Annotated in this window: 18 protein-coding genes; 6 read left to right on the plus strand and 12 right to left on the minus strand. The window is 61.9% G+C overall.

Translation table 11 applies throughout. The features are described from left to right. Nucleotides 1–98: 98 nt before the first annotated feature. The gene (locus tag QN219_RS21995; protein ID WP_284002107.1) at nucleotides 99–872 is read left to right on the plus strand and encodes a TIGR01458 family HAD-type hydrolase; all 774 of its coding nucleotides are present in this window, start codon (nucleotides 99–101) and stop codon (nucleotides 870–872) included. Between the two features lie 157 nt (nucleotides 873–1,029). Here the strand turns inward: QN219_RS21995 and QN219_RS22000 are convergent, their stop codons facing one another. Next, the gene (locus QN219_RS22000; RefSeq protein WP_284002109.1) at nucleotides 1,030–2,070 is read right to left on the minus strand and encodes a glutamine synthetase beta-grasp domain-containing protein; all 1,041 of its coding nucleotides are present in this window, start codon (nucleotides 2,068–2,070) and stop codon (nucleotides 1,030–1,032) included. Nucleotides 2,071–2,310: 240 nt separating this feature from the next. On the opposite strand from QN219_RS22000, the gene QN219_RS22005 reads away from it, so the two are divergent. Then, nucleotides 2,311–2,790 carry a DUF2735 domain-containing protein gene (locus QN219_RS22005; RefSeq protein WP_284002111.1) on the plus strand — a complete coding sequence of 160 codons (480 nt, stop codon included), beginning with the start codon at nucleotides 2,311–2,313 and terminating at the stop codon, nucleotides 2,788–2,790. Between the two features lie 136 nt (nucleotides 2,791–2,926). Here the strand turns inward: QN219_RS22005 and QN219_RS22010 are convergent, their stop codons facing one another. From QN219_RS22010 to QN219_RS22040, 7 genes are all read right to left on the minus strand, one after another. Beyond that, nucleotides 2,927–3,799 (minus strand): carbohydrate ABC transporter permease, encoded by an 873-nt coding sequence (locus tag QN219_RS22010; RefSeq protein ID WP_284002112.1) that lies wholly within the window; start codon nucleotides 3,797–3,799, stop codon nucleotides 2,927–2,929. A gap of 11 nt (nucleotides 3,800–3,810) precedes the next feature. Continuing rightward, the gene (locus QN219_RS22015) at nucleotides 3,811–4,704 is read right to left on the minus strand and encodes a carbohydrate ABC transporter permease (RefSeq protein WP_284002113.1); all 894 of its coding nucleotides are present in this window, start codon (nucleotides 4,702–4,704) and stop codon (nucleotides 3,811–3,813) included. Next, nucleotides 4,701–5,810: an ABC transporter ATP-binding protein gene (locus tag QN219_RS22020; protein WP_284002114.1), complete on the minus strand. Its 1,110-nt coding sequence runs from the start codon at nucleotides 5,808–5,810 to the stop codon at nucleotides 4,701–4,703. Before QN219_RS22020 ends, QN219_RS22015 begins: the two co-directional genes overlap by 4 nt. Before the next feature lie 11 nt (nucleotides 5,811–5,821). Beyond that, entirely contained in the window at nucleotides 5,822–6,607 is a 786-nt protein-coding gene (locus QN219_RS22025; protein WP_284002115.1) for a 6-phosphogluconolactonase, read from the minus strand. Nucleotides 6,608–6,678: 71 nt separating this feature from the next. Beyond that, the gene (locus QN219_RS22030) at nucleotides 6,679–7,944 is read right to left on the minus strand and encodes an ABC transporter substrate-binding protein (RefSeq protein WP_284002116.1); all 1,266 of its coding nucleotides are present in this window, start codon (nucleotides 7,942–7,944) and stop codon (nucleotides 6,679–6,681) included. A gap of 33 nt (nucleotides 7,945–7,977) precedes the next feature. Continuing rightward, on the minus strand, nucleotides 7,978–8,871 hold the full coding sequence (locus tag QN219_RS22035) for a carbohydrate kinase family protein (RefSeq protein ID WP_289624228.1): 894 nt from the start codon (nucleotides 8,869–8,871) through the stop codon (nucleotides 7,978–7,980). Nucleotides 8,872–8,900: 29 nt separating this feature from the next. Beyond that, nucleotides 8,901–10,286, minus strand: coding sequence for a 6-phospho-beta-glucosidase (locus tag QN219_RS22040; protein WP_284002118.1), 1,386 nt, complete (start codon nucleotides 10,284–10,286; stop codon nucleotides 8,901–8,903). Between the two features lie 218 nt (nucleotides 10,287–10,504). On the opposite strand from QN219_RS22040, the gene QN219_RS22045 reads away from it, so the two are divergent. Both QN219_RS22045 and QN219_RS22050 read left to right on the plus strand, forming a co-directional pair. Then, complete coding sequence (locus QN219_RS22045) at nucleotides 10,505–11,278, plus strand: GntR family transcriptional regulator (RefSeq protein ID WP_284002119.1); 774 nt, start codon at nucleotides 10,505–10,507, stop codon at nucleotides 11,276–11,278. 381 nt (nucleotides 11,279–11,659) lie between these two features. Beyond that, complete coding sequence (locus QN219_RS22050; protein WP_284002120.1) at nucleotides 11,660–14,686, plus strand: calcium-binding protein; 3,027 nt, start codon at nucleotides 11,660–11,662, stop codon at nucleotides 14,684–14,686. Nucleotides 14,687–14,805: 119 nt separating this feature from the next. Here QN219_RS22050 and QN219_RS22055 read toward each other — a convergent pair whose 3' ends face one another. Next, nucleotides 14,806–15,780, minus strand: coding sequence for a LysR family transcriptional regulator (locus QN219_RS22055; protein WP_284002121.1), 975 nt, complete (start codon nucleotides 15,778–15,780; stop codon nucleotides 14,806–14,808). 93 nt (nucleotides 15,781–15,873) lie between these two features. Between QN219_RS22055 and QN219_RS22060 the strand changes: the two genes are divergently transcribed. Next, on the plus strand, nucleotides 15,874–16,710 hold the full coding sequence (locus QN219_RS22060) for an NAD(P)H-dependent oxidoreductase (protein ID WP_284002122.1): 837 nt from the start codon (nucleotides 15,874–15,876) through the stop codon (nucleotides 16,708–16,710). On the opposite strand, the gene QN219_RS22065 is transcribed toward QN219_RS22060, so the two are convergent. Beyond that, the gene (locus QN219_RS22065) at nucleotides 16,673–17,989 is read right to left on the minus strand and encodes an HlyD family type I secretion periplasmic adaptor subunit (RefSeq protein WP_284002123.1); all 1,317 of its coding nucleotides are present in this window, start codon (nucleotides 17,987–17,989) and stop codon (nucleotides 16,673–16,675) included. The two genes, QN219_RS22060 and QN219_RS22065, sit on opposite strands and share 38 nt — an antisense overlap. Further along, complete coding sequence (locus QN219_RS22070) at nucleotides 17,986–19,764, minus strand: type I secretion system permease/ATPase (protein WP_405052187.1); 1,779 nt, start codon at nucleotides 19,762–19,764, stop codon at nucleotides 17,986–17,988. The genes QN219_RS22065 and QN219_RS22070 overlap by 4 nt, the downstream gene beginning before the upstream one ends. Before the next feature lie 442 nt (nucleotides 19,765–20,206). On the opposite strand from QN219_RS22070, the gene QN219_RS22075 reads away from it, so the two are divergent. Further along, the gene (locus QN219_RS22075) at nucleotides 20,207–20,956 is read left to right on the plus strand and encodes a YoaK family protein (RefSeq protein ID WP_284002125.1); all 750 of its coding nucleotides are present in this window, start codon (nucleotides 20,207–20,209) and stop codon (nucleotides 20,954–20,956) included. Nucleotides 20,957–20,972: 16 nt separating this feature from the next. Here QN219_RS22075 and QN219_RS22080 read toward each other — a convergent pair whose 3' ends face one another. Beyond that, the gene (locus QN219_RS22080; RefSeq protein WP_284002126.1) at nucleotides 20,973–21,308 is read right to left on the minus strand and encodes a hypothetical protein; all 336 of its coding nucleotides are present in this window, start codon (nucleotides 21,306–21,308) and stop codon (nucleotides 20,973–20,975) included. Nucleotides 21,309–21,497 lie beyond the last annotated feature (189 nt).

Here is a 21,497-nt window from a genome sequence, read left to right on the forward strand (position 1 = left end):
TTCCGCCGCTGCACGACAGCGCGGCCTCGACGTGCCTGCCTGGCGACAGCACGACTTGCAGAACTTGACCAACGACGCCTCCGTGTCATCCTGCTGCGATGATCAGCGGTGTGCTCTTGGATCTTGCCGGCGTTATCTATGACGGCGAAGAGGTTGTGCCTGGCGCCACGGAGGCCGTTCTCCGTCTGCGTGAGGTCGGCCTTCCCATCCGCTTCGTCAGCAACACCACCCGCTCGACCAAACCAGCCGTCATTAAACGCCTTGCGAGGTTAGGACTTGTTGTGACGGAGGACGAAGTCTTCACGCCGGCTGAGGCAGCTCGTCGATGGCTGGCCCGCCACGGCCGATCGCCGCATCTACTGGTCCATCCCAATCTCGTGCCGGAATTCGACGATCCGGCAGACAATCTGCCCAAAGCCGTCGTCGTCGGCGACGCGGGCGAAGCTTTCGATTATCGAACATTGAACGCGGCGTTTCGACAGTTGATCGCCGGCGCGGAACTGCTGGCGCTAGCGCCGAACCGGACGTTCAAGGATTCGGATGGAAAACTCAGCCTCGACGCGGGCGCGTTCGTAAACGCGCTGGAATTCGCCAGCCAGAAAAGCGCGATTGTCCTCGGGAAGCCTTCGCTGTCGTTCTTCCGCGCTGCGCTCGCGACGATCGGTTGTCCGGATGCACGAGCCGTCATGGTGGGCGATGACGCCGAAACAGATGTCGCTGGGGCGCTGCAGGCGGGCTTGGCGCACGCCCTGCTGGTGCGCACCGGCAAGTACCGCGAAGGCGACGAGAATCGCTTCGAGCCGGCGCCCACCGCGACGGTCCACGATATTTCAGCCGCAGTCGACTGGATCATTTCCGCAAGAGCCGGATAAACGCGCCGCGCCGCCGTCTCGCGCGGCCGAGTTCTGCGATCAACCCTGAGGAGAAACGCGCACAAGACTCCTGAACCCATTCGGTGCAGGGAAGTCGATCGACCGCGGATGAAGGTCACGGCGCCGACATTCGCGTCGGCGCCGCGGGGAGTATTACTTACGCTACTTTCGCGACGCTGCCTTCGGTCGGAACGGTCGAGATCGTCTTCAGCACCTGCGAAGCGATCTGGTAGGGGCAGCCCTGGGAGTTCGGGCGGCGGTCTTCGAGATAGCCACGGTAGCCGTTGTTGACGAAGCTGTGCGGCACGCGGATCGATGCACCGCGGTCGGCAATGCCATAGCTGAACTTGTTCCACGGTGCCGTCTCGTGCTTGCCGGTCAGGCGCATGTGGTTGTCGGGGCCGTAGACGGCGATGTGCTCGTGCAGGTTCTTCTCGAAGGCAGCCATCAGCGCTTCGAAATAGTCCTTGCCGCCGACTTCGCGCATATAGGCGGTCGAGAAGTTGCAGTGCATGCCCGAGCCGTTCCAGTCGGTGTCGCCGAGCGGCTTGCAGTGCCACTCGATATCGATGCCGTATTTTTCCGTCAGGCGCTGCAGCAGGTAACGAGCCAGCCAGACTTCGTCGGCAGCCTTCTTGGAACCCTTGCCAAAGACCTGGAATTCCCATTGGCCCTTGGCGACTTCGGCATTGATGCCTTCATGGTTGATGCCGGCAGCGAGGCAGATGTCGAGATGCTCTTCAACGATCTGGCGTGCGATGTCGCCGACGTTCTTGTAGCCGACGCCGGTGTAGTACGGGCCCTGCGGCGCCGGATAGCCCTGCTCCGGGAAGCCGAGCGGGCGGCCGTTTTTGTAGAAGAAATATTCCTGCTCGAAACCGAACCAGGCGCCCTCGTCGTCGAGAATCGTGGCGCGGCTGTTCGACGGATGCGGGGTCTTGCCGTCCGGCATCATGACTTCGCACATGACCAGTACGCCGTTTGTGCGAACCGGGTCGGGATAGACCGCGACCGGTTTCAGCACGCAATCGGAGCTGCGGCCTTCGGCCTGCATCGTCGAGCTACCATCGAAACCCCAGAGCGGGAGTTGCTCAAGCGTCGGGAACGCATCGAATTCCTTGATCTGCGTTTTTCCGCGCAGGTTCGGTACCGGGGTGTAGCCGTCGAGCCAGATATACTCGAGCTTAAACTTTGTCATTGCGAATCTCTCATAACGTGGTGTTGCGAGGTTTGAGCAAATCCTGAACGGAGTGGCACGCATACCGAGCGCCGACCGCCAAGGGATCCGGAACACCTCAAGCATTTTGCGTGCCAGTTTGACCCGCTGAGGCTTGCCGGTGGCGAAAGAAATGGTTGGCCGTCACATTCGTGGCCGTCCGCGCATCCATTCACTCGCCGCAAGTGCCGTTGGAACGCTGTAATGGACTCAATCGGTTAGTTGAAGGCGGTCCGAGCGCTGCTCCCGCGCAAAGCCACTCTCCACCTGATATCAAAAGGCGCCATAGAACCGTATGCGTGCGAAGGCAAGCCGTTCCACGAACGCGATGCGAAGGCCAAACTCTGGCGTTCGCGATTAAATTTTCAGCGCGCAAAACCACGTGCCCACAAATACAGCGCGCAATTGATCGAATTTTCAGCATTTGGCATAAACCATGTGCAATTCGGATATGATGCGCTATTCTCCCTCGCAGAACTCAAGGGAGACCAGCCGATGGCCGAGAGTTTACCCCGCAGGTCGGCGACGATTTATCCGTTCCCCGCGAAACCGCTCAGAAGGGTGGAAAATCGCCAGGAGGGGAAGGCCGATCTGGACACGCAAGATGTTTGCGCTGCGGCCATAGACGGCTGCTGGTACCACGAAGAGGCCATTCGCGCGGAGACAAAAGGCAGTCCCGGCATTCCGGGCAAGCTGAACTAATTCGGCCGCCGGCCTATTTTTTGATCATCTGCCTGAATCGCAGGCGACGCCCCTTGCGGAAAATACGAGCACCCGACGGCGAGAGCGCAGAGGCGTCGCCACCTGCCCATCCCGCCCGCGTGGCGTTCCGTTCGCGCTACCCCTTCACCGCACCGGATGTCAGGCCGGCGACGATCTTGCGCTGGAAAATCAGCACCAGCACCAACAGCGGCAATGTGACCGTCACCGACGCGGCCATGATCTGGCCGAAGGGATATTCGTAACGGCTGCTGCCGGTGAGCAGGCCGATCGCAACCGGCACGGTCCGGTTCTCGTCGGTCAGAATGAAGGTGAGTGCGAAGAGGAATTCGTTCCACGCCAGAATGAACGACAGCAGCCCGGCGCTGGCGATCGCCGGCCCCATCAGCGGCAGCAGCACATGGGTCAGGACTCTCAGCCGCGAACAGCCGTCGATGAGCGCCGCCTCCTCCAGCTCGGTCGGCAGATCGCGAATGAAGCTGGTCAGGATCCAGGTGGTAAACGGCAGCGTGAGGATGAGATAGGAGACGATGAGCGCCGACGGGCGGTTATAGAGCCCAAGCCAACCGATCACTTCGAACATTCCCGACAGCACGACCACCTGCGGGAAAATCGAGATCATCAAGACGGCGATCAAGATGATCCGGCCTGGCGACAATTGCAGCCGCCCGAGCGCGTAAGCCGCGAGAATGCCGATCACAAGGGAAATCATCGTGCTGGCGAAAGCGACCAGACCGGAATTCACGAGCGCCCCCATAAAGACCGGATTGTGAAACAGCTGCCAGTAATTGCTGAAGTCCAGCGACGGCACGAGACTGAACTGGTAGAGCGCCTGGCCCGATTTTGTCGACGAAACGATCGCCCAATAATACGGGAAAAGCATGTAGACGAGCACGGCCGCCACGCCAGCATAAAGACCCAGGGCCTTCATGCGCTTGATCGTACGATAGGTGCTGTTGGAATAGCGTTTTGCGGGAACAGTCGTCGTCATCGCCATTTTCATCACCCCGTTGCACGATCGAGGCGCAGGACGCCAACGATAGCGATCGCGATCAGCCCGATGATCATGAACACCCAGGTGGAAGCCGCGGAGCCGAGGCCAAGATCCTGGAAGCTGATGAGCTGGTCGCGGGCATAGATCGACATCGTCATGGTGTTTTCGTTGTTCGCCGCGAGCACATAGCTCAAATCGAACATTCTCAGCGCATCGAGCGTGCGAAACAGCATCGCAACGCCGATCGCGGGTGTGGCGAGCGGCAGCGTGATAGACCAGAAGCGCTTCCAGTGCGGCACGCCGGAAACCTCGGCGGCCTCGTAGATCTCTTCCGGGATCAACTGCAGCCCGGCCAGAATGAGGAGCACCATGAACGGGGTCGTGACCCAAACGTCGATGAAGATCACGGTATAGAGGATGAGCGTTGGTTCCGCGGTCCACGCGATGCCCTTCTCAACCAGGCCCAGCGTCACGAAAAGCTTGTTGATAAGACCGAACTGGTCGTTGAGCATCCATTCCCATATCCGGGTCGAGACGACCATGGGCATGGCCCAGGGAACGAGAATGGCCGCCCTGACGATGCCGCGGCCGACGAAAGCCCGGTGGAGCAACAGCGCGATCGCGAGCCCCAGCAATGTCTCCAGGCCGACAGATATGACGGTAAAAAACAGCGTGTTCTTGACCGCGCGCCAGAACACCGGATCTTCGGCGACGGTTATGAAATTATCGATCCCGACAAAGCCGTAGTTCGCCGGCGCATCGAGAAAAGCGTCGGTGAAGGAAAAGAAAATGCTGCGCGTGAGGGGCCAGATCGCGACGCCGACAAGCGCGATGATCAGCGGCAGCAGAAACAGCCAGGCCGTGCGGTTCTGTTGCCGCTGCATCCTTTCGGCCGCGCTCACAGCGAAGCCCCCGATGCCAGTTGCACGGCGCTGTCATGATCGATCCGTCGTCCGTCTTCGCCGAAGAGATAGAGGCTTTCAGGCTGCCAGCCGAGACCGACCGGCTGGCCCTCTGTGAATGCCGGCGGTCTACCGGTCGAGCGCACCGTCCAGACCAGTGTTTCGCTTAGCCGCACATAGCAGACATATTCGTAGCCGAGGTCTTCCATGCGCTCGAAGGTTCCGCAGATAGCACCCTTGGTCTCGGCGCTCACCAGCTTGAGGGCCTCCGGCCTGAGGCCGATCTCGGTCGGGTTTTCGGCGCCGGCAAGCTCGGCGGCATGATAAAAGCCGCCGACGCCCCGGAGCACACCCGCAGACGAAGCAGCCCGGTCGAGCGGCGCGAAGTTCATTCGCGGGCTGCCGAGAAAGCCGGCGACGAACCGGTTCGCCGGACGGTCATAAAGCTCCCTCGGCCGGCCGACCTGTTCTATGCGCCCCTGGTTGAGGATGACGATCCGATCGGCGAGCGTCATCGCCTCCGTCTGGTCATGCGTCACATAGATCATCGTCGTCTTCACGTCGCCATGCAGTTTGACGATCTCGAAGCGCATTTCCATTCGCAGATCGGCGTCGAGATTGGAGAGCGGTTCGTCGAAAAGGAAAACCTCGGGCTCACCGACCAGCGCGCGGCCGATCGCCACGCGTTGCCGCTGTCCGCCGGAGAGCTGGCGCGGGCGCCGGTCGAGCAGATGGCTGATCTTCAGCATCTCTGCGACCTTGGTCACCCGGCGGCGGATTTCGTCCTTGCCGAGGCGCGCGGTTTCGAGCGCGAAGCTGATGTTGCGCGAAACGTTCATGTGCGGATAGAGCGCATAGGACTGGAAGACGAAGGCAAGCCCGCGCTTCGATGCCGGCACGTCGGTCACCTGCTCGCCACCGATGAACACGTCGCCTTCGGAAACGGGAACAAGCCCGGCGATCAGACGCAAAAGCGTCGACTTCCCGCAACCCGACGGGCCGACGAACACCATGAACTCGCCGTCCTCGATTTCGAGATTGATCGACCGTATGACATCATAGGCGCCAAAGGCCTTGCTGACGTTTTTCAAGGTGACTGAAGCCATTCCACTGTCCTTCAAAGGCCCGCCGCGGCGCGGTCGGCCAGGATTTCTCTGTCGCTGCATTCGAAGACGATGGTCGCCGGCCAGTCGGCGGTAAAGCGGCCGGCCGCCGCTATCCGCTTCAGCGCTTCCTTCTTGCCGCTGCCGCTCAAAAGCAGACTGCATTTGCGCGCCTCACTGATGGTCCTGAGCCCGACACTTATCCCATGGGTCGGCACCTCGTCGATGGAACCGCATGCAGGGAAGGTCTGAAGGTTGTCGCGCCGGGTCTGCTCCGCCAGTTCGATGACGCGGGTCCGGCTTTGCACCGAACTGCCCGGTGGATTGAACGCCACATGCCCGTCGCCGGCGCCGGTGGCGAGAACGAAAAAGTCGATGCCGCCCGCCTGCGCGATCCGTCTGTCGTATTCCTCCGGCTCGCCGATCGCCGGAAACCAGATGTGATCGGCCTTTATCCTGAAGTCCGATGGCACCGCTTCGTTGATCGGCGCCACAATCTCGTGCTCGGCAAAGCGCTTGCAGGAAAAATGCCGTTCCGGTGGCGCAAGTCTCCACATCCCATCGTCGGTAGCGGTCAGATATTCGTCCATCATCACGAGCACAAGCTGCGACAGGTCGATTGGGTTTTCCCGCAACTGCTGCGCCATCGCTCGATAGACGGGTCGCGGCGTGCGGCCGGTCGGGCAGCCGAGAAGATAGCGCCGTCCATGGCGGGAAGCACCGAAAATTCCAGCCAGGATCTGCTTGGCAACATGAAAGCCCAACTCATCAGGGCCGTCGAAGACAATCGGCTTCACCATCAGGGACTCGTCGTGTCGAAATGCATGTTTGCAAAAGGGCACCTCCGGGGTTGCCGGAGGTGCCCCATCATTCATTCGCCGGCTTTCACATCGCGTTGCAGGCGCCGTTCCAGATCGGCGAGTTCCTTGGCCACATCATCCTTGCCGGAGATGATGTCGTGAACGGCCCGGTAGAACGTGCGGGAAATCCGGTTGTAGTTCTTACCCGTGGCGGCGGACGGACGGGCAACCGATTCCTCGAAGGCGGTCTTTGCCATGCCGAGGAAGGGAATTTTCGCCAGCACGTCGGCATCTTCGTAGAGCGCTTCGACGGTCGGGTTGTAGCCGCCCTCGATCGCCCGCATCTTCTGGTCCTCGAAGCCGACCATGTAGCGCAGCAGGTCGGCCGCGAGCTCCTGCTTCTCAGAATATTTAGAGACGCCGAGATAGGCGGTGCCCAGCGTTCCGCTGGACTTCTGTCCCTCGGCGCCGAGCGGCAGCGCGGAGACGCCGACCTTGCCTACGAGCTTGCCGCCTTCCGCCTGCGACGTGCCCCAGACATAGGGCCAGTTGCGATGGAACACGGCATTGCCGCTTTCGAAGAGCGCACGTGAATTCTCCTCGTCGTAGTTGAGGACGCCCTCGGGCGAAATCGTGCCGATCCAGCCGCGCGCGCGGGTCAGCGCCGCTTCTGTCACGGGGCTGTTGATGGTGACCTCGCCGTCGTCGGAAACGATGGTTCCACCGCCGGCGGAAGCGATCCATTCGAGCGCATCGCAGGTCAGGCCCTCATAGCTGCGGCCCTGCCAGGCGTAGCCCCAGATGTCGGGATTTCCAGCCTTGCGCTCCGCATCCTGGATCTCCTTGGCGGTCGCCGTCATTTCGTCCCAGGTCTTCGGCGGCTCTTTGCCGTATTTCTCCAGCAGGTCCTTGCGATAGAACATCAGCCCGGTGTCGATGTAGAAGGGCATCGCCAGAAGCTTGCCGTCGAGGCGCGCGGCATCCGTTGCGGATGCGAAATGCGCCTTCACCTCGTCTTCGGGGATCATCGACGTGATATCGAGGAGATGATCCTTGAACATGCCGAGCCAGATGACGTCGATATAGAGCACGTCGATGTCCGACGATTGGGCCGCGAACAGCTGCTGGTAGATCGGGATCGCATCGTCGAGGTTCTGCGGCATCCGGTTGAGCTTCACCTCGTTACCGGTCTTTTCCGACCACTTCGCCACGGCCTTTTCACACAATTCGTAATCGGTCGCGGAACAGAACATCGAGACCGTTTCGGCTTTCGCCGGGAGCGCTGATGCGATGACCACCACGGCCATGCCTGCGAGCATTTTCAGTTTGTGTTTCATGTCGTTCCCTCATTCGTTCTCTTGTGAACGTCGCTATATCGCGGCCTCCCGCCGCCGATATTTCGTAAGATCTTTTTGGAATGGCAGATTGCGGCCGCCATAGCCCGTGACCGCGAGTGATCCACAGATGACGGCAATTTCGATCGCGCCGCGAAGGTCCGGTTCGTTGAGCAGTCCGTGGACGAAGCCGGCGTTGAAGCAATCGCCGGCACCGGTCGTGTCGAATACATCGACGGCAAGCGCCGGCATGCGGCAGATCTCTCCCTTCGAAGAGGCCATTGCGCCCTCGGCGCCGCACTTGACGACGACTGTCGGGCAGAAACGGGCGATAGAGGCGAGCGCGCGCTCAACGTCATCCTCGCCGGTCAACGCCTTCGCCTCGGAGGAATTCGGCAGGAAGACGTCGATCAGCCTCAGCATCTCTTCGATGCCGGGCGTCGAGAGTTTGTAGTCGACGTGCTGCAGGTCGGAGCAGACGACGATGCCGAGGTCACGTGCCGCCTGAATCAAGGCGCGGCGCTCCTCGTCGAGCGAGAACCCCTGCAAGAGCAGGATGCGCGGCCTGATGCGCTCGAGATCCTCCGGCTTCGGCAGCGGGTCCGGCTGCTCGGCATAGCTGATGAAGCCCCGGTCATGCGCGAATGAAAATGCGGCGCTCACCCGGCGCAACGGCTTCTCCAGATGGATGAAGAGCCCGTCATCGATATTTTCACGCCGCGCTTCATCGATAATCATGCGGCTGAAGATGTCGTTTCCGAAGGTGCACCACCAGCCCGCCCTGGTTCCGAGCCGGGCGAGCGCAAGGGCGGTCGAGTAAGCCGCACCCGGCACCCACTCGAACTCCTCGGCCCAAAGATCGGCACTGATCTTCGGCACCTCCGGAAGTCCGCGGAAGATGAGGTCGAAATAGTATTCTCCGACCACCATCACATTGTAGCGGGAACCAAGCGCGTCACTCACGACCAGTCACCTGCATATTGCGCATGCGCCGCGAGATATTCGTCGACCAGCGGCACAGCGCGCGAATAGGAAAGCACCAGCGGATGCGCCATCAGCGCCTCGACCGCGAGCTCGCGGCTGCGTTCCTTGATTGCCCGGACCGCCAGTCGCTCGTAGCGTTTGACGTTCTGGACGAGCTGCGCCTGCGTTTCGGGCATGGCGCCCATCTTCAGCGGCCGGATGCCGCTCTTGTCGACCACGCAGCTCACTTCGACGACGTCATCGGCATGCAGTCCGTCGATCGCGCCCTCGTTGCGAACGTTGAGACCCGTGTAGCAGGGCTTTCCGGTCTGCAGCGCATCGACGAGGTTGAGCGCGACGCCGGCATAGCCCTCGCCCTCTTCACCCGTCTCGCCGGCGGCGATGCTGTCGACGAACTTGTCGGCCTCTTCCATGCTTGGCGCATCCGCCAGCGCATAGTGCATATAGGTCGCGTTGCGGCGCCGCTCATAAGCGTAGTAGGCGGCCAATGCTTCCTCGGCATCGGTATCCAGATTGATTGTGCCGAGCTTGGCAATCAGCGCCGCGTTCAGGTCTTTGACCTCTTCGCCACGCGTCCGCTCGTCGGACTTGAGCGCTTCGACCGCCCTTTCCGCATAGTAGTAGTAATAGAGATATTCGTTGATCCAGTTGCGCTGGTGGCGGATCAGCTTGCTATCGAACATGCGCTGCGATGTCGCGCGGATGAAGGCGTCGTCGTCGAGCAGCGGTTGCAGCACTTCCTTGCCATCGATCCTGGCACCCCTCGTAAAGGAGAGATGGTTGAGGCCGTAGACCTCGGCTCGCACGTCGTTCTGCGGCACCTTGTACCAGCGCGCCAAGGCTTCCTGCGCACCGTTGGCACCGTCGCAAATGCCGACGGTGCGATGATAGCCTTCGTTCTGAAGGGCCTGGGCCACCAGGCCGGCAGGGTTGGTGAAGTTGAACAGCCAGGCGTCCGGACTGACCTTTTTCAGGATTTCCGCATATTTGAGGATGACGGGGATGCTGCGGACCGCCATCGCAAAGCCGCCCGGACCGGTGGTCTCCTGGCCCAGCACGCCATGGGCAAGCGCGATGCGCTCGTCCTTGATCCGTCCCTCTTCGTTGCCGGGCCGAACGGTGGTCACGACGTAGCTTGCTCCTTCCAGCGCCCGCTCGGCATCGACCGACATGGTGACCTTGACCGGGGACTGCATCCGCCGCGCCAGTTCCTGGCTGATCCGGCCGAAAAGATCGAGCTTCCGCTCGTTGATGTCCTGCAAGCAGATCTCGGTCAGACCGCTTCTCTCCGCGCGCCGCAGCGCAGATCCGACAAACAGGGGTGCCCGGACTCCGCCGCCGCCAATCAAGGTCAGTTTCATTCTTTACTCCGCCGTTCCGATCGTGATATCGCTACTGGATATAACCAGTCATGTCAACGCGGCCCCGGAAGCCTTTCGCACGATCCACAGGATGGCTGAAAGATGCACGACGGTCGAAGCAAGGCGAAACGGAAAACGCCGCCGGGCTCTTGTCTTGAACCTTGCCAGGTGCAATGCAGAAGAGCATCCGGCAACTGGCGGCTGAAACGAAAAGACGCATGGCGCGACACGCAAATCTTCCGGACGAGAGTTCCATCGATCGCAACCATCCGGATGCGCTCTACGTGCAATTGCGAAATCTGCTCAAGGGCATGATCGAAAGGCGGGAACTTGCAGTCAACGACAAGCTTCCATCCGAGCGGGAACTGGTCGCCGTCTATGGCGTCAGCCGCATTACCGTGCGCCAGGCGGTGAAGGAGCTCGAGAATCTCGGCTATCTGCAGACGCGGCCCGGCAAGGGCATCTATGTGACCGCACCGACCCCGATCTATGAGCTCGAGGTCGTGCGCAGCTTCACCCAGACGGCCTACGCGAACAACCGCAAGCCCGGCATGCGCCTGCTCTCGGGCAAGATCATCCAGGCCGACGCGGAAGTCGCGCGGCCGCTATCGCTGCCGACAGGAGCCGATGTCGTTTTCCTCGAGAGATTGCGCCTCCTCGACGACGTGCCGGTGGTAATCCAGCGGGACTGGTTTTCTGCCTCGCTCGCGCCAGGCATTCTCGACATCGACTGGACGGTCGAAAACAGGTCGCTCTACGCGGAGTTCGAGAATCGCTACGGAATCATTCCGTCGCGCGGGCAGTCGACCGTGAGCGCCCGGCTCGCCTCCGACATCGAGGCGTCATTTCTGCAGCTCGAGATTCCGGCCGCGGTTCTGACACTCGATCAGATCGCCTACGACAACCGTAACCGCACGGTCAATGTGAGCGCCGCCGCCTACCATCCGACCCGCTATCCGCTGTCGTTGACCCAGTCGCATCGAAGGCTGTGACCCCGCCTCTGCCGCGGCACGGGTGATTTTCGCCCGCCAATTTTCACGCAACCATAGATTTGTGTGCCGATCCGGCGATCTACCCAATCGTCTGTTCCCGCGGAAACACGAAATGCTTTCGGACTCGTCGATATATGGCGGCGAGAACGGCAGGGAACGTTCTTCAAGTCACGCAATACCGCGTGATTTGCGAGGGGTTCGACTGGGGAGACACTCCGTGAAACGGCACCGCATCTAGCCTATCGATGCCTTGTCGCTCGCGACAATGAGCAACCGCCCACCATGGGCGCCTCTTCCAAAAAACCAGCAAACATCATGCCGAGGCAGCCGCCTCGGCCAACAGAGACGCATGTCCCGATGCATAGGAACAAGGAAACAGAAATGGCGAATATCTTCGGAACTGCCGGCAATGACATTTTGACCGGCAGCGATCTCGAGAGTGATTTCATCATGGCACTTGCCGGCGACGACATCGTCAACGGCGGCATGGGCAGCGATACGGTGAACGCCGACGAGGGCAACGACACTGTCAGCGGCTCGTTCCAGAACGACAGCCTGATGGGCGGCGACGGCAACGACACGCTGAACGGCAATAGCGGAAGCGACATGCTGAGCGGCGGCGCCGGACAGGACAAGCTCAACGGCGGCAGCGGTCGGGACATAATAACCGCTTTCGAACTCAGCGAAATTTCCGGCGATGTGGTCGATGGCGGCTCCGGCACCGACATGGTGATGATCGATTATTCGGAGCATGGAGCAAAGCTCAATATCGCGATCAAGGACTGGATCGCACCGCAAACGCTAACCGGAGGCATCCAGACGACAAATGTCGAGTCGTTCAGCATCACCGGAACGAATTTCGATGACGTCATTACCGGCGGCAACTATTCCGACATGCTGATGGGGGGACTCGGACACGACCGGCTCTCGGGCGGGCGCGGTCACGACATGCTCCAGGGAGGAGACGGCAACGATACGCTCATCGGCGGCTACGGCTTCGACTTCCTGAGCGGCGAAGTCGGCAATGATAACCTATACGGCGACGCCGGCACCGACTACCTGAGTGGCGGCGACGGCGACGACAAGGTCTACGGCGGCGACGGCGCGGACTCGCTCTCGGGAGATGCCGGTAACGACCTGCTTTCCGGGGGCAACGACGGTGACGCCATGACCGGCGGTGCGGGTGCCGATAGCCTGGCAGGCGACGCCGGCAATGACTCGCTCGATGGCGGCATCGGCGACGACAAGCTCGAAGGCGGCACCGGCGACGACACGCTCAGCTACACTTACGGCCAGGGCAAGGACACAATCACCGACGTCAGCGGCAGCGACCGGCTGGTCGTTCGCAACTTCACCGGAAACTTCACCGCCAAGGCATCGACCGAAGTCAATACGCTTGCCGGCGGCACGACGTTCAAGGGCATCGAGCACTACTCGATCTACGCGACCGGTTCGACAGTCAACAAGGTCGTGACCGGCAGCGGCAATGATTATGTCGACGTCGCCGGCGGCGACGACATCGTCGATGGTGGTGCCGGTAACGACACGCTCCTCGCTGGAATTGGCCGGGACACCGTCAATGGCGGCATCGGCAACGACGCCGTCACCCTGGGCGACGGCGGCGCAGACAAGGGCGACGGCGGCACCGGCACCGACACCGTCGCGGTCGACCGCCGCTCGCTGACAACCGCACAGACCTTTTCCGCGACCGGTGCCAGCGCAACGCTTTCCGACGGAACAAGCCTCAACAACTTCGAGCGTTATCGCGTCGAATTCGGCTCCGGCAATGACGTGGTGAAGTCCGTCGGTTCCGCACTGAGCGTTGCCTTCTACGGTTACGGCGGCAACGACACATTGATCGGCACCAATGGCGGCGACACGCTCGATGGCGGAGAGGGAAGCGACACGCTCAACTCGGGCGCCGGCAACGACGTCATCCGCGATTTTGGCGGCAAAAACTCGATCAATGCCGGCGACGGCAATGACGTGGTCAGTGTCGGCGACAGCGCGACGGGTGCTGCCAGCTACAACACGGTCAACCTCGGAACCGGCGACGACAGCTTCACGCGGACGGCCTCGACCGGCACCCTGGTGGTCGATGGCGGGACGGGCACCGATTCCGTCTCCATCAATTTCAGCAAGTACACGCAGGGTATCACCTTCAAGCTTGCGCCATCGGTAACGGCGACAAATGCCCCGGTCACGGTGAAGAACGTCGAACGGGTCGCGCTCGTCGGCGGAACGGGTAACGACATCTTCGTCGGCGGCAGTCTCAACGACGATCTGCGCGGCGGCGCCGGCCACGACAGTCTCAACGCCGGGGCAGGTAACGATTTCCTTTCCGGCGATGCCGGCAACGATACGCTGCGCGGTGGAACGGGCAACGACACCATCTACGGTGACACTTCCACCACCAGCGGCGGCAGGGATCTGATCTATGCCGAGGATGGCAACGACAAGGTCTATGCCGGTATCGGAGACCGCTCCGATGGCGGTACGGGAACGGACGTGCTCAACCTGAACCTCTCCGAGCAGACGAAGGACATCACCTTCCATTTCTCGACGGGCACGGTTAGCGTCGATACCGCGACATCCTTCAACGCCTTCGAAGCACTCGAATATGTCGGCAGCAAGGGTAAGGACACGGTTGCGGGCGGCTTGCTCAATGACGTCCTCGACGGCATGGCCGGCAACGATGTTCTCAAGGGCGGCAATGGCAATGATCGTCTGCGCGACGGCGCCGGTGACGACCAGCTCTTCGGCGACGCCGGAAATGACGTCCTGACCCGCACCGTTCATTCCGGTAAGGATCTCTTCGACGGCGGTACCGGTATCGATACGCTGAGCTTCGCGGAAGGCGCGACATCCGTCGTTCTCGACCTGCAGACCCAGGCCAAGAACAAGGGACTGGCCCTCGGCCTCACCGTCAAGAATTTCGAGACGATCATCGGCAGCGCGGCGGATGACGAAATTCGCGGCGATGCGACGAGCAACACGCTCTATGGCAAGGGTGCCGACGACATCCTCGATGGCCGTGACGGCAACGATACGCTCATCGGCGGCGCAGGCGACGACTGGTTGACCGGCGGCACCGGCAACGACAGGTTCGTCTTCGACCGCGAAGGACGCGACGGTGAAGGCGATGTCATCACCGACTTCGTCCGCGGCCAGGACAAGCTTGTCATCGATCGCGCCGCCTTCGGCATCGCCGCCGGCGACACGACCGTGACGCTCGCCACCGGCACGGACCCGGTCGCCACCAGCGGCAAGGGCACGTTCCTGTTCGAGACCGACAACGGCCGCCTCTGGTATGATGCCGACGGCAACGCCGCAACCGCGGACCTGGAGCTGGTCGCGATCCTGCAGAACGTCAAGTCACTCTCGACGAGCGACTTCTCGTTCCTCTAAGGCGTCCCTTCGGCCAGCAAGAAGGCACAACGATGCGCCCGTCCCGCGAATGCGGGGCGGGCGTCTCTCTGCCGCCGGGGTTAGAGCATTTCATCGTCTTGTCGAAACGGTGAAATGCTCTAATTCCGCCGAGCGCTACCTGCCTCGGCTGGTTCTCCGGGGGCGGCCCTTTGGCCGGGTTTTTCAACGCCCGGGATAAGGCGTATTTGCTCTGCGAGAAAGTCGATCAGCAAGCGCACCCGCGCAACGCTCGCGCGTTCCGGAACGATCAGCATGCTCAGTGGAACGGACGGAAGCGAATAATCGGGCAAGATCGCCGTGAGCCGTCCGGTCGCAAGGAGATCGTCGACCAGCCATCGATGCGCGGGCGCAATGCCTCGCCCAGCGGCAAGGGCCTCGCGTGCGGCAAGTCCGTGATCGACCCGAAAACGTCCCCCAAAAGGAACTGCATGGTGTTCGCCGCCGGGCCCCTGCAAGATGAGGACTTCGCTTCCCGCCACATTCGACATCCGGATGCCCTCATGCCCGGTCAGGTCCCGCGGAACAACCGGCGCACCCCGCGCCGCCAGATAACCCGGCGCCGCCACCAGCAGACGCCGGCACTCCGCAATCGCTCTGAGCTTCATGGAGCTGTCAGCAAGCGGACCCAGCCGAAGCGCGATATCGACCCCTTCGTGCACAAGGTCGATCCGATCGTCAGTGAGACTGAGATCGACCCCGATATCGGGATAGAGGTCCTGGAAGGCGAAAATCAGTCGGCTGACGTGCATGACCCCAAGGGCCGCCGTGCAGGATATACGGATCGTGCCGGCTGGCGCGCCACGCGTGCCGCGCGCCTCGTCTACGGCCTGCTCGACGAGGCGAAGGACTTGAACGCTGTTGGCGTAATAACGGCTGCCCTCGTCGGTCATGGTGACGCGCCGGGTGGTCCTGCTGAGCAGAGGCACGCCGACGGCATCTTCGAGTTCTTTGATATGCCGTGTAATCGTTGACTGCCCCAGTCCGAGTTCTCGCGCAACGGCCGACAGGCTCCCGCGCTCGGCCACCCGAACGAAGGTGCGCATACGTTCCAATGTGACGCCCGATTTATCCATTATTCAGCAAGATCCTATCCATTATGCACATCTACCGGATCATCGTCGCGTTGGCTACCTAAGGATCGATTTCCCCTATCGGAGGCCGCCCTCATGAAAGTTCTACTTGTCTTCGCCCATCCCGAACCGCGTTCGCTCAACGGTGCGCTCCGCGACGTCGCCATCAAGGAGTTGGAAGTCCAAGGCCACGAGGTGCGAATGTCGGATCTTTATGCCGCTCGCTGGAAATCCGAGATCGATTATGCCGACTTTCGATTGCTGGCTCCGGACGCCCGGTTGAAAGTGGCAAAGGCTTCGGGCGAAGCTTTCGCCACCAACACTCTGACCGAAGACGTCAAGGCCGAGCACGAGAAGCTCCTATGGGCAGACGTCCTGATCCTGCAGTTTCCACTGTGGTGGTACGCCATGCCGGCGATCCTCAAAGGCTGGGTGGATCGGGTATACGCATATGGCTTCGCGTATGGCGTCGGCGAGCACAGCGACAAGTATTGGGGTAAGCGCTTCGGAGAGGGAACCCTTGCGGGTAAACGCGCGATGTTGCTCGTGACAACCGGTGGCTGGGAGGAGCATTACTCCGCGCACGGAATTAACGGGCCGATCGACGACCTCTTATTCCCGATCAATCACGGGGTTCTCTTTTATCCGGGCTACGATGTGCTCCCGCCGTTCGTCGCTTACAGGGTCGATCGCCTCGACGAGACCGGCTTCCATCTCGTGGCCGAGCGCCTGCGCGAGAGGATGCGGACGCTTGGCTCGACTCCGCCCATTCCCTATCGGCGGCAGAACGGCGGAGACTATGCGATCCCGACCCTCCAGCTCCGCCCTGGTCTGGCCGATCCAGGTGCAAACGGCTTTGCTCTTCACCTGGACGGCACAGACACGGCCGACGAGACTAGTCCTCGCGGAAGGCGTGCCGCATCTGGTCGGTGAGCGGCTTCGTCAGGTAGGAGATCACCGTGCGGTCAGCGATCTTGATGAACACCTCTGCCGGCATACCGGGATAGAGCGACAGCCCCTTGAGCTTTGCGAGGCTTTCCTGCTTCGGCCGGATGCGCAACGGGTAGTAGGTGGCGCCGGTGCGTTCGTCGGTGACGAGGTCCGGCGCGATGGTTGCCACCTCCGCTTCGACCTCGGGGGTCGTGCGCTGATTGAAGGCGCTGAAGCGGATTTCAACCGGCTGGCCGACATGGATCTGGTCGATATCGTGGGTGGCAACCCGGGCCTCCACCGTCAGGTCGTCGGCTTCGGGTACGACGAGCATCAGTGTCTCCCCGGCATTGATCACACCGTTTACCGTGTGGATGGCGAGCTGGTAGACGCGCCCGGAAAGCGGCGCGGTGATATCGAGCCGCCGCAACTGGTCGGAGGCGGCGGTGCGGCGCTCTTCGTACTCGGCGATTTTCGCCTCCACATCCGTCAGTTCCTTGGAAATTTCCGTCCGCCGGTCCTCATCGAGCTGGAGGATCTGCAGGTCGATCTCGCTCGACTTGCCGCGCGCCTGGGCACGGGCGGCGATGCGCTGTCCGCGGTCGCCCTCGAGCTCGGCCCGCTGGCGCTTCAGCGTCGTCACACGCTGCATCGGCACGAGCCCCTGGCCGTAGAGCGAATCGACACCGGTCAGTTCCTCGGCGATCAGCTTGAGCGCGTCCTCGATCGCCTTCAACTGCACCGTCAGCCCTTCGATCTCGTCCGCCAACTGCGCCTTTCGGGAGGCGAGCTGACCTTTCATACCGGTGAGGGCCGACCGGCGGCTGGCAAAGAGCTTTTGCTCACTATCCACGAGCTTCGTTGCCGCCGCACTGGAGACCAATTCGACGAGATCCTCATCGATCTCGAAGGAAGTCGACCCGATGCGCTCCGCCTGAAGTCGGGCGCTACGGGCATAGAGTTGCGCCAGCGTGCTTTCGACAATCGCCAGATTGGCGCGAACCGTGGTGCCGTCGAGACGGATCAGCACCTGCCCCGCCTCGACCCGGTCACCCTCGCGGACCAGCAGTTCGCCGACGATACCGCCGCTGAGGTGCTGGACCTTCTTGACGTTGTCGTCGACCACGACGACGCCGCCGGCAACGACTGCACTCGACAATTCCGTGGTCGCCGCCCAACCGCCAACACCGACGACAAGGGCGACAGCCAGCGTGGAGACGGCGACCATATGGCGTCCGAGCGAGCGGCGGGCACTCGGCATCTGTTTGTTGCTATCGCTCATTGCGCCGCCTCCTGGCCGTCACCGACAATCTTCAGCGGCGCCGGCCGCTCTGCCTGCTGCTTGCGCAGCACCTTGCCCAGCACCTCGTCCCTCGGGCCGAAGGCCTGCATGCGTCCCTCCTGCATCATCAGGACGAGGTCGGCGCTGGCAAGCGCGCTCGGCCGATGCGCGACGACGACGACGATGCCGCCGCGGGCGCGAACATTCATGATCGCTTCGCTCAGCGCCTGCTCGCCTTCGGCGTCGAGGTTGGAATTGGGCTCGTCGAGCACAACGAGGAAGGGATCGCCGTAAAGCGCCCTGGCGAGCGCTATGCGTTGGCGCTGTCCGGCCGAAAGCGCCGTGCCGCCCTCCCCGATCTCGGTTTCGTAGCCGTTCGGAAGGCGAAGGATCAGGTCGTTGACGCGCGCCGCCGTGGCGGCCGCGACGATCGCCTCGGGCGTGGCGTCTTCGGCGAAACGGCAGATATTCTGCGCAACCGTTCCCTCGAAAAGCTCCACGTCCTGCGGCAGGTAGCCGATGTGTCTGCCGAGCGCATCGCTGTCCCATTGGTCGAGAGCTGCTCCGTCAAGACGCACGGAACCGCGATAGGCGGGCCAGACGCCAAGGATGGCACGGGCGAGCGACGACTTGCCCGACGCGCTCGGGCCGATGATGCCGAGTGCGCTGCCGGCGCGGACGGTGAAGCTGATGTCGGTGACGACCAGGCGCTGCGCCGCCGGCGGCCCGCTCGCCAGTCCCTCGACGCTGAGCCGGTCGCGCGGGGTCGGCAATGCCAGCGGCGCCTCGGCCTCCGGCAGCGCCCCGAGCAGTTCCTTCAGTCGCTGCCAGCTCTGCCGCGCGCCGACAAGGCCGCGCCAGTTGCCGATAGCGAGTTCCACGGGCGCAAGCGCGCGGGCGGTGAGGATGGAGCCCGCGATGATAATGCCCGGCGAGGCCTGACCCTTGATCACCAGGACCGCACCCGCTGCCAGCACACCCGACTGGAGCGCCATGCGGAAAACCTTCGAGAGCGCGCCATATCCGTTGCCGATATCGGACGTGCGGCGGTTCTCCAGCCGGAATTCCTCGTTGCGCCGTTCCCAGAGGTCGGTCAACCGCCCCGACATGCCCATCGCCTGAACGACCTCGGCATTGCGCTGCGACGCCTGGGCAAAGGCATTGCGCATGCCGCCCGCCTCCGACGCCTTCTTCGCCGGCGCCTGCGTCCCACGATTGGTGAGATAGGTCAGTAGCGTCAGGATCAGCCCGCCGCCGATCGCGATCAGCCCGATGACGGGATGGAAGAGAAAGCAGATGGCAATGTAGAAAGGCAGCCAGGGCAGATCGAAAAGAGCGGCCGGACCGGCACCCGATAGGAACGACCGCACCTGGTCGAAATCACGCAGCGCCTGCAGGCCATCTCCGTGAATCCTCAGCTTCAAGGGCGCCTTGACGAGCGCCCGATAGATGCGCCCGCTCATCGTCTCGTCGAGGGCGCCGGCGATGCGCACGAGCATGCGCCCGCGGATCAGCTCGAATGCACCCTGGAAGCTGTAGAGCAGCAGCGCCAGGAAAGAGAGTGCGATCAGCGAAGGAATGCTTCGGCTCGGCAGCACCCGGTCATACACTTCGAGCATGAAGAACGAGCCGGTGAGATAGAGAATATTGACGAGCGCGCTGGCGACGCCGACGCCGATGAAGGCTGCGCGACAGTCACGCAACGCCTGTGCAGGATCGCCGTTCTTGCGATTTGATATTGCTTTTGATTTAGGCACTGACTGAAATCTCCGCATCGGCTCGTCGGGCCGCTTGAACTCTGCTAACCGATGTTTTCAGAGGCAGCAATGTAGAGTTGTTCCCCGGGAAACAATGATCCCTTCGAAAGCTTAAATATTGACTTTTGTCGGACCGGAGCGCTTGACCGCGCCACTGCGTCGCAACCATAAGCATGTCATTCCAGCCGCCTGGCGGCCGTTCTTTCTTTTTGGCGGGTACAAGCTGGCGTCGCCAGCGGCGCGCCCCGTGCATTTCACCCCACGCCTTCCATAGAGACTCTTCCGGCCTCTTCAATATGTCGACGGCTAACCACCGAGCCACCGCGGCACATCCTTGCCGCGCACGAGCGCCTGCGACTACAACATAGCAAATCCAAGATCGAACGGACAGCGGCTGCGATCCTGTGCTATCGGATGAATCGCACTTTTCGTCCGCCAATCCGATACTTTTCGGCCCGTCATGAAGCACTATCTCCGGAATCTGACTGCGAAAGAACGCAATGAGGCGACCGATCGCCATCTGGCCTTCTATCTGACATTCGTCGCCGGCGCCGCCAATGCGGGTGGCTTCATGGCCGTCAATCAATATACGTCGCATATGTCGGGCATCGTTTCCGCGATCGCCGACAACATCGTCCTCTGGAATATCGCACTGGTTCTGGCCGGCCTTGCCGCGCTCTTCTCGTTCGTTGCCGGCGCCGCCACGTCCGCCATCCTCATCAACTGGGGCCGACGCCTGGAACTGCAGGCGGAATATGCGCTTCCGCTGCTGTTCGAGGCGCTTCTGCTCATCTGCTTCGCTGCGAGCGGGGCATTTTTCCACCTGCGCGAAAGTCTCGCCGTATCGACCACGGTCATGCTTCTCTGCTTTATCATGGGGCTGCAGAACGCCATCATCACGAAGCTCTCCGGCGCCAGAATCCGCACCACGCATGTGACCGGCCTGGTGACCGACGCGGGCATCGAGCTTGGAAAGCTGGTCTACTGGAACCGCGACAGCGCCAGGAACTCCCGGCTGCATGTCCGCGCCGATCGCCAGAAGTTGCGCCTTCTCACATCCTTGATCGGGCTTTTCCTGGTTGGCGGGGTCTGCGGCGCGCTTCTCTTCAACAATCTGGGCGTTTCTGCGGCGCTCTTCCTCGCCGCGCCCTTGATGCTGATTGCGGCGCTCCCCGTGATCGAGGACGTCCAGTCTGCCTTGAACCGATAGAATAATTGCCCCGACCTCAGTCCAATGACGGCTGGGTGTCCGGAAAACGGGCAGTCTCGACCGCGGCCGCTTCCAACGCAAGCTGATGGGCCTCGATATTGCCACCCCTGCCCCAGGTCGCGGCAACGCTCATCAATTCATCCATCTCCCTTCTGAGATGATGCCACGCCAGAATGTCTTCGGCATGGGCGACATTCACGCGGGGGTCGTAAAACCGGCTGATTTCCTCGGCGACCTCCTTCCGCGCGGCCTCCAGGCGGCCCTTCAGGTCGTTGACTTCATCTTTCACCAGGAAATAGCGCCGCATCACTGCAACAAGCGCAAGATCGTTCGGACTGACGTTCAAGGACATCCCCCGTCGTTTCATGACTGCCGGCCTACAGCGCCGCGTGTCCTGTCAGGCAAAGGACGCTGTAGCACTTTGAATTGCTGCATGTTTTCACCCTTGAATCCGCTACGATAAGGAAACATGCAGTAGGTCGAACGGATGCATGCTGCGCAGCCGCCCCACCTGGCACCCACGCCATCACGCGAAACTTTG

Source organism: Sinorhizobium sp. 8-89 (assembly GCF_030124325.1).
In the GTDB taxonomy this organism is placed as follows: Bacteria; Pseudomonadota; Alphaproteobacteria; order Rhizobiales; family Rhizobiaceae; genus Sinorhizobium.